Annotated in this window: 6 protein-coding genes; 4 read left to right on the forward strand and 2 right to left on the reverse strand. The window is 30.9% G+C overall.

Annotated elements, in window-relative coordinates; all coding sequences use genetic code 11:
- The first annotated feature begins 117 nt into the window (after positions 1-117).
- The 3 genes from KPL38_RS17300 (at position 118) to gnd (KPL38_RS17310) (ending at position 4,547) form a co-directional block, all read left to right on the forward strand.
- The gene (locus tag KPL38_RS17300; RefSeq protein ID WP_216290388.1) at positions 118-1,437 is read left to right on the forward strand and encodes a gluconate:H+ symporter; all 1,320 of its coding nucleotides are present in this window, start codon (positions 118-120) and stop codon (positions 1,435-1,437) included.
- A 63-nt stretch (positions 1,438-1,500) separates the two neighbouring features.
- Positions 1,501-2,922, forward strand: coding sequence for an NADP-dependent phosphogluconate dehydrogenase (gene gnd, locus KPL38_RS17305; protein WP_216290389.1), 1,422 nt, complete (start codon positions 1,501-1,503; stop codon positions 2,920-2,922).
- 203 nt (positions 2,923-3,125) lie between these two features.
- Complete coding sequence (gene gnd, locus KPL38_RS17310) at positions 3,126-4,547, forward strand: NADP-dependent phosphogluconate dehydrogenase (protein ID WP_216290390.1); 1,422 nt, start codon at positions 3,126-3,128, stop codon at positions 4,545-4,547.
- Between the two features lie 371 nt (positions 4,548-4,918).
- Here the strand turns inward: gnd (KPL38_RS17310) and KPL38_RS17315 are convergent, their stop codons facing one another.
- Both KPL38_RS17315 and KPL38_RS17320 read right to left on the reverse strand, forming a co-directional pair.
- Positions 4,919-5,689: an ABC transporter permease gene (locus KPL38_RS17315; RefSeq protein WP_216290391.1), complete on the reverse strand. Its 771-nt coding sequence runs from the start codon at positions 5,687-5,689 to the stop codon at positions 4,919-4,921.
- A gap of 2 nt (positions 5,690-5,691) precedes the next feature.
- Complete coding sequence (locus KPL38_RS17320) at positions 5,692-6,342, reverse strand: ABC transporter ATP-binding protein (RefSeq protein ID WP_246578022.1); 651 nt, start codon at positions 6,340-6,342, stop codon at positions 5,692-5,694.
- A gap of 396 nt (positions 6,343-6,738) precedes the next feature.
- Here KPL38_RS17320 and KPL38_RS17325 point away from each other — a divergent pair, with 396 nt between their 5' ends.
- Entirely contained in the window at positions 6,739-7,125 is a 387-nt protein-coding gene (locus KPL38_RS17325) for a TM2 domain-containing protein (RefSeq protein WP_216290392.1), read from the forward strand.
- The last annotated feature ends 280 nt before the right edge of the window (positions 7,126-7,405 follow it).

Raw genomic sequence — 7,405 nt, forward strand, 5'->3', positions numbered from 1 at the left:
TAGAAATGAATAAAAATAAACATTAACATTAATAAAGATAAGTAAGAAATCATTCGTATTATTTAAAGAAGGTTTCTTATCAAACTTATAATTAGATTATACAAGGGGGATTTTATTATGCCATTATTAATTGTAGCTTTAGGAGTTGTGTTATTATTAGTTCTTATGATAGCTTTTAAATTAAATGGTTTCTTGTCATTAATTCTTGTAGCATTATCAGTAGGAATTTTGGAAGGTATGCCACTCCCAAGTGTTGTTCTTTCTATTACGAAGGGCGTTGGTGGTACATTAGGCACTCTAGCACTAGTACTTGGGTTTGGCGCTATGTTAGGTAAGCTTATGGCAGATAGTGGTGGAGCTCAAAGAATAGCTCTTACGTTGATTGATAAGTTTGGGAAAAAACATATACAATTAGCAGTTATAATAACCGGGTTTATTGTTGGTATTGCTTTATTTTATGAAATAGGTTTTGTGCTTTTACTTCCATTAGTATTTTCTATAGCAGCAGCTGCTGATATTCCACTTTTATATATAGGAGTTCCAATGGCAGCAGCACTTTCAGCAACTCATGGATTTTTACCACCACATCCAGGCCCTACAGCTATAGCTGCTATTTATAAAGCAGATTTGGGCAAAACTTTAATTTATGGTATTGTTTGTGCGGTGCCAGCAGTAATTCTTGCGGGTCCTGTACTTACAAAATTCTTAAAACATATGGAACATGATATACCAAAAGGTTTATATAATCCTAAGATATTTACGGATAAACAAATGCCTAGTTTTACGATAAGTGTGTTTACAGCTTTAGTGCCAGTAATACTTATGGCAGCAAGGGCAATAGCTACTATTAATTTACCAAAAACTTCACCTATATTAAATTACACTAATTTTTTAGGTGATCCAGTAATAGCACTTCTTATAGCTGTACTTTTAGCTATATTCACTTTTGGACTAAACATGGGCAAAAAGATGCCTGAAGTTATGAAAACTGTAACTGAATCAATAGCAGCTATTGCTATGATACTATTAATAATAGGTGGAGGCGGAGCATTTAAACAGGTTTTAGTAGATAGTGGAGTTGCAGATTATGTTGCTCAAATTATGAAAGGATCAGCTATTTCACCATTATTACTTGCATGGTCAATTGCAGCAATACTTAGAATAGCATTAGGATCTGCAACAGTAGCAGGACTTACAGCAGCAGGCATTGTAGGACCATTAGTTATAGCAACAGGTGCTAGCCCAGAACTTATGGTACTCGCAACAGGTGCAGGAAGCCTAATATTCTCACATGTTAATGATCCTGGATTTTGGATGTTTAAAGAATATTTTAATTTATCAATACCTGAAACGTTAAAATCTTGGTCAGTACTCGAAACCATAATTTCTGTGGTTGGTTTAGTTATGGTTTTATTATTAAATATGGTTATACATTAAAATATTATATAGGAGTAGCTTGCTTCTCCTATATAAGTCTTTTTTAGAGGAGGAACATATATTATGGATAAACAACAATTTGGAGTTATAGGTATAGGCGTCATGGGCAAAAATCTGGCGATTAATATTGAAAGTAAAGGAATATCTGTTTCGGTATACGATCTAAATAAAATTACGACGAAGGAGTTATTAATAGAAGAAAAGGGGAAAAAATTCAAAGGAACATATTCTCTAGAGGAATTTGTAAATTCACTAGAAACTCCAAGAAAAATATTGATGATGATAAAGGCAGGGAGACCTGTTGATGAAACTATAGAAAAATTAATACCACTTATATCAAAGGGTGACATATTAATTGATGCTGGCAATTCATTTTTTATGGATACAATACGTAGAAGCAAAAAACTTGAAGAGATGGGTTATAAATTCATAGGAACAGGAGTTTCAGGGGGAGAAGAAGGAGCGTTAAAAGGGCCATCGATTATGCCAGGAGGAGATTTTGAGGCTTATAAATTAGTTGAACCCATTCTTACTGCTATATCAGCTAAAGTAGATGGAGAACCTTGTTGTACATATATTGGTGCAAATGGAGCTGGCCACTATGTAAAAATGGTTCATAATGGTATAGAATATGGAGACATGCAACTTATTTGTGAAGCTTATGCACTCCTAAAACAAGTTGCGGGTCTTTCTAATGATCAGATTCATAATATTTTTGCAAAGTGGAATAAGGGAGAACTTAATAGTTATCTAATAGAAATAACTAGTGATATATTTGCACAAAAGGACAATGAGTCTGGGAAATATATGGTGGATATAATCTTAGATAAAGCAAGGCAAAAGGGAACAGGAAAATGGACTAGTCAAAGTGCTCTTGATTTAGCCGTGCCTATACCTACAATAACAGAATCTGTTTTTGCACGTTGCATGTCCGCAATAAAAGATGAACGAATTATTGCAAGTAATGTATTAGAAGGGCCAAGTATAGAATTTAAAGGGGATATAGATAAGTTTATAGAAGCTGTAAGGCGTACTCTTTATACAAGCAAAATATGCTCATATGCTCAAGGGTTTGCGCTAATGAGAGCTGCATCAGTGCAGTATAATTGGGATCTAGAATATGGAAAGATTGCTAAAATATTTAGAGGTGGGTGTATTATTCGTGCACAATTCCTCAATAAAATAAATGATGCTTATGAAAAAAATGCAAATCTTAAGAATTTAATGTTAGATTCGTATTTTAAAGATATCCTTCAAAGTTATCAAATGGACGTTCGCTTTGTTGTATCTACAGCTGTAAATTTAGGAATTCCAATTCCTTCAATTTCAAGTGCATTAACATACTATGACAGCTATAGAAACGCAAAACTGCCCGCAAATTTACTTCAGGCTCAGAGAGATTATTTTGGAGCACATACATTTGAAAGAAAAGATAAAGAAGGAACATTCCATCATGAATGGGTAAAAGAAAGTAAGAAAAATTAGTGAATATAAAACCTGTAGTTGTATTTTTAGACTGCAGGTTTGTTTTATCATTTAAGTTTTAGAAATATAATATAAACTTCCTTTGTGTTTTAAAAGATATAATAGCAATTTTTATATGTGTTATTGAATAATATATGGAATGTATTAGTATAATATATACTATGATTCTATGGGAGCTATTTTAAAAAAAAGGAGGAATTTAAATGGATAGACAACAAGTTGGAGTTCTAGGTATAGGGGTTATGGGCAAAAACTTGGCATTAAATATTGAGAGCAGAGGAATATCCGTTTCTGTGTATTCAAGGAATAGAATTACTACAGAATCTTTTTTGATAGAAGCGAAAGGGAAAAAGATAAAGGGTGAATATTCTATTGAGAAATTTGTGAATTCTCTAGAAACTCCAAGGAAAATATTAATTATGATTAAAGCAGGAATGTCTGTTGATGAAACTATAGATAAATTAATACCATATATCGCAAAAGGAGATATATTAATTGATGGGGGCAATTCATTTTTTATGGATACAATACGTAGAAGCAAAAAACTTGAAGGGTTGGGTTTCAGATTTATAGGCACTGGAGTTTCAGGTGGAGAAGAAGGAGCCTTAAAAGGACCAGCAATTATGCCTGGAGGAGATTTTGAGGCTTACAAAATAGTTAAGCCGATTTTTAATGCTATATCTGCAAAGGTAGATGGCGAACATTGTTCTACGTATATAGGTCCAAATGGTGCAGGTCATTATGTAAAGATGGTTCATAATGGCATAGAGTATGGGGACATGCAACTTATTTGCGAGGCATATTCACTTTTAAAGGGAGTAGCAGGGCTAACAAATGATGAAATTCATGATGTTTTTGCAAAGTGGAATAAGGGTGAACTTAATAGTTATCTAATAGAAATAACTAGTGAAATATTTGCACAAAAAGATAGTGATTCTGGCAAATATATGATTGATATTATTTTAGATAAAGCGGGACAGAAGGGAACAGGAAAATGGACTAGTCAAAGTGCTTTAGATTTAGAAGTACCAATACCTACTATAACAGAAGCTGTTTATGCACGTTGTTTGTCTTCAATTAAAGAGGAAAGAATTGCTGCAAGTAACATGTTAAAAGGACCAAATACAAAATTTGAAGGAAACATTGATGAATTTATTGAGGCGGTAAGAAAGGCTCTTTATGCAAGTAAAATATGCTCGTATGCACAAGGATTTGCACTTATGAAAGTAGCATCAGTGGAGTATGGATGGGACCTTAAATATGGGGAAATTGCTAAAATATTTAGAGGAGGTTGTATTATTCGTGCTCAATTTCTTAACAAAATAAATGAAGCTTATGAAAAGAATTTAAATGTAGAAAATTTGATGCTAGATTCATATTTTAAGAATATACTTCTAAGTTATCAAAAGGACTTAAGGTTTGTTGTATCCACAGCTGTAAATTTAGGTGTTCCAGTTCCTGGATTTTCTAGTGCAGTAATGTATTATGATAGTTATAGAAGTGCTAAACTTCCAACAAATTTGCTTCAGGCTCAGAGAGATTATTTTGGAGCTCATACATTTGAAAGAGTAGACAAAGATGGGATATTCCATCATGAATGGGTAAAGACTTTAAAGGAAGAATAGAGTGAAAATTATAAAGCCAAAAAGCGTAAAAAATGCGCTTTTTTTATTTGTAATAAAATAAAATACCTTACTAAGGTACATAAACATAGGGACTTATTGAATAAAGAAATTTATATGACAAATATGTTCCATTCTTCGAAAATATGATTCTAAGCTAGAAAGCTGATTTTTAATTGTAAAAGCTGCTAAATTAATTATACAGTTTTTATAATTAAAGTAATATAGGTAGTTTATTAAATCATCTCCTGGGTTGCTGCAATATTAACAACTTTGGAAGTAGATTTAGACTTCCACCAAAGCAATTTTTCTAGGCTAGACAACTGCCACTTATAGAAGAGGGCAGACTTGAAGCTTCCAAAATGTTGTTAAACTTATAAAAATTGTTTCCTATTATTGTATAAGAACTTATATCCTAAATTTAGAGATAAGAAAATTGTTGTACAAACGGAGCAGCAAATAGCAATCATAATAGCTATTTGGTACATAATGGCTGTGGTAGGTAATGTACCTGATAACATTTGTCCAGTCATCATTCCCGGTAAAAAAATTATTCCCATTCCCAACATGGAATTCATTGTAGGAATTAAGGCAGTTTCTAAAGCATTATTAGCAAAAGGCTTTAGAATATCTTTAGGTTCTACTCCTAAATTGAGTAATGTACTAATTTTATTCTTTTCCTTACTTATGTCATCCATAAAGGTTTTTATTGCAATATTTACTCCGGTCATAGCGTTTCCTATAATCATACCTGCAAGTGGTATAGTATATTGAGGGTTAAATATAGATTTTCCAACAACTATAGTTACAAAAAAAATTAAAACAAAAAGCCCTGAAAATGTTAAAGAAGCACCTATGGCAATTTTAAAATTGGTATTTAAATCTTTTCTACCTTGAATCACTCTATGTATAGAAAATGATATCATAAGTATTAAGAAGATTATAGTAAATAGTGGATTTGGATTTTTAAACACATATTGAAGTATGTAACCTACGATTACAAGTTGAACTGACATTCTTAAACTTGCAATTAAAAGAAGTTTTGCTTGATTAACCTTAGATTTTTTCATAATTATTAGTACTACAATTAGAAGTAAATAAATAAGTGAAAACTGAAAAAGACCAAGTTCTACTGCACCTTCCATGTTTATGCCTCCTTTACTATTTCAATTTTATGTTCGCAAAATTCATCAAGGATAGCTTTATTGTGGCTTACAATTACAAGATCAATATTTTTTGTCATGCAGAAGTTTTTTATGTTAATCATTATTTTATGGCTGTTTTTTTCATCTAATGCAGAAGTAGGTTCGTCAAGCAATATAACACTTGGGCATAATGATAAAAAAATAGATATATAAACTCTTTGACGCTCGCCACCGGATAGTGTAGATGCTATTTGGTCAAGAGGAACATTTACGCAGCAAAGATTAGTAATGTATGCTATATATTCCTTTGTAGGTGGAGTTTTTTGTCTTAGTTCATAAAAAGTTTTAAAATTATCCGTTATGCTTTCATCAAATAGAAAAACCTCCTGAGAAACTAAACTTACTTCACGTCGTAGATTAATTGGGTCATAGGAGTTTATTGGTTTTCCTTTATATAATAATTCACCAGATGTCGGATTTATAGATTGATTAAGTAGTTTTAAAAATGTGCTTTTTCCGCATCCACTTTCTCCAACTATAAAATTAACTTTACCTTGCTCAATTTTTATATTTTTATAAATCAAATTAGATTTATAAACAAGGTTACTTGCTTGAAATAATAGCTTATTCATTATATTTCCTTTCTCATTCATATTTTTGCGTATATATTATTAATTATATTTATCTTTCATAAGTCATTATAACATGCTATCTACTATATCATACATATTAAGAGGTACATATATTAACAGTTATCTTACTTTAATATAGGATGGTTTTGTTAAAATGTGTAATGAGCAAGAAAATAGTCACTAAAATTAAAAAATATATAACTATAATAACTAAAAACATATATTTCGTACAAAGATACTATATAATAAAGGTGTACGAATAACATTGGGCAATATAGAATAAATACACAGTGTGTGTAAAATTATGTATAAGTATGTGTTTTTAGATATTTAAGTCAAAATTAATAAAAATTAATTTTGACTATTATTGATAGACAATTGTAACTAGAAAATATATCTTTCGAGGAAGTGATTTAATTGAGTGAAAAGAAATGCTCATCATGTGGGGCAGCAATTGATATAAATGCAACTGAGTGTAAATACTGTGGTGAACCTGTAAATGTACAAGTTCAATATCATCCACAACAGGTGCAACAACATAAGCAACAATATTATAATCGTTATCCAATATACACTCCAGCTGGCATTCGACAAACAAATAAAAATAAAATTATAGCAGGATTACTTGCCATTTTTCTTGGAGGTATTGGTGTTCACAAGTTTTATTTGGGTAATATCAAAACAGGATTCTTATATTTGATTTTTTGTTGGACTTATATACCAATAATACTTGGAATAATTGAGGGAATTATGTATATATCATCAAGTGATGATAATTTTTATGACAAATACATTAATAAGTAGTCAATAGTAATAATCAAGAATGATAATATTAAAATTTTAGAATACCAGTTGATGTGATGCAAAATCACTTTAACTGGTATTTTATTTTCTAATATTGGCGAGTAACGTCACAATAATAGTTTTTAATCATAAGATAGTAAAATAGTGAAATATACGTAAATGATATTAAGATTATCCCACAAAAAGCTTGTAATTACTTCCAAACGTAGTAATTATGATATAATAATATCAAAATCAGTACGTAGAGGAGGATTACTATGTTTTGCAAAAATAACGTTCA

Source organism: Clostridium psychrophilum, assembly GCF_018861705.1.
Classification (GTDB): Bacteria; Bacillota; Clostridia; order Clostridiales; family Clostridiaceae; genus Clostridium_AD; species Clostridium_AD psychrophilum.

What these genes read in the sequence shown, in the direction of transcription:
- KPL38_RS17300 (WP_216290388.1), top strand. Translation starts at nt 118, where the DNA reads ATGCCATTATTAATTGTAGCTTTAGGAGTTGTGTTATTATTAGTTCTT.
- gnd (WP_216290389.1), top strand. Translation starts at nt 1,501, where the DNA reads ATGGATAAACAACAATTTGGAGTTATAGGTATAGGCGTCATGGGCAAA.
- gnd (WP_216290390.1), top strand. Translation starts at nt 3,126, where the DNA reads ATGGATAGACAACAAGTTGGAGTTCTAGGTATAGGGGTTATGGGCAAA.
- KPL38_RS17315 (WP_216290391.1), bottom strand. Translation starts at nt 5,689, where the DNA reads ATGGAAGGTGCAGTAGAACTTGGTCTTTTTCAGTTTTCACTTATTTAT.
- KPL38_RS17320 (WP_246578022.1), bottom strand. Translation starts at nt 6,342, where the DNA reads ATGAATGAGAAAGGAAATATAATGAATAAGCTATTATTTCAAGCAAGT.